Genomic DNA, 1068 nt, shown 5'->3' with positions numbered 1-1068 from the left:
TTAGTATGGCTGCTTGGTGCCGTAAAGAAAATATTAATATTCATCAAATGTATTATTGGAAACGTAAGTTTGATCAACAAACAGATAATAATCCTTCTTCTAGCGATTGGTTAGAAATTAGCCATTCAGCTAACTTCGACGAGCATTCATCCATCATTATTAAGGTAGACAAGTTATCGGTGGAAGTAAAACCACAGGTTGATCGTCAACTTTTATCTGATGTAATACATTTATTGAAGTGTCAATGATTCACCCATACTATGAAAGGGTCTATTTAGCTTGTGGTCCTACGGACCTTAGAAAGTCAATTGATGGCCTAGCAATTATAGTAAAAGAAGCATTTGAACTTGATCCATTCTCACCTGCACTCTTCGTGTTCTGTAATCGAAATAGAGATAAAATAAAGATTCTGCAATGGGACAATAACGGCTTTTGGCTTTATTATAAAAGACTTGAGACCGGTAAATTCTTTTGGCCGGATCAATCATCTAAGCAAACAAAAGACATTTCCCCTCGCCAACTTCGTTGGCTTTTGGATGGGTTAACCATTCAACAGTCCGCGCACCGTGAAGTGAAAGCACGAACTATTTTATAAAATATAAGAATTCGCTCTATTCAAGGCGGGTTCTTTTTCGTATAATATATTTTATGGAAAAGCTAACGAACGCAAAAGATGCCCAATTTTATAAAGAACGTGCGGAGAAACTTGAGCTTGAAAAAGAAGAACTTGAAGCAAAGCTAAAATGGTATGAGGAACAATTTAGACTAAGTCAAAAAAGACAATTCGGTGCTTCAAGTGAACAAAACACGGATCAACTTTCTCTATTTAATGAAGCTGAGGATACATCAAATAAAGATATAGAAGAGCCTACGGTTGAAACAATTACTTACAAGCGTAAAAAGAAAGGACAGCGCGATCAGAAACTCGAAGACCTTCCGACTGAAACGATTGAGTATCGTTTACCAGAAGAGGAACAGGTCTGTTCGTGTTGTGATGGAAAGTTGCATGAAATGAGCACAGAAGTGCGCAGAGAAATTGAGATTATCCCCGCGCAAGCCAAAGTGAAA

3 protein-coding genes are annotated in these 1068 nt (G+C 37.5%); all 3 read left to right on the top strand.

All coding sequences use genetic code 11. The features are described 5' to 3' along the window. Positions 1 to 248 (top strand): IS66 family insertion sequence element accessory protein TnpA (gene tnpA, locus N784_RS15670; RefSeq protein WP_198134451.1); only part of this gene is annotated, 248 nt, incomplete at its 5' end. Continuing rightward, on the top strand, positions 245 to 595 hold the full coding sequence (tnpB, locus tag N784_RS15665) for an IS66 family insertion sequence element accessory protein TnpB (protein WP_036836509.1): 351 nt from the start codon (positions 245 to 247) through the stop codon (positions 593 to 595). The genes tnpA and tnpB, both read left to right, overlap by 4 nt. Positions 596 to 648: 53 nt before the next feature. Then, the coding region (locus N784_RS15660; protein WP_232306045.1) for an IS66 family transposase at positions 649 to 1068 on the top strand (420 nt) is incomplete at its 3' end.

Source organism: Pontibacillus litoralis JSM 072002, from assembly GCF_000775615.1.
Taxonomy (GTDB): Bacteria; Bacillota; Bacilli; order Bacillales; family BH030062; genus Pontibacillus; species Pontibacillus litoralis.
This window is presented reverse-complemented; position numbering and strand designations above follow the sequence as displayed.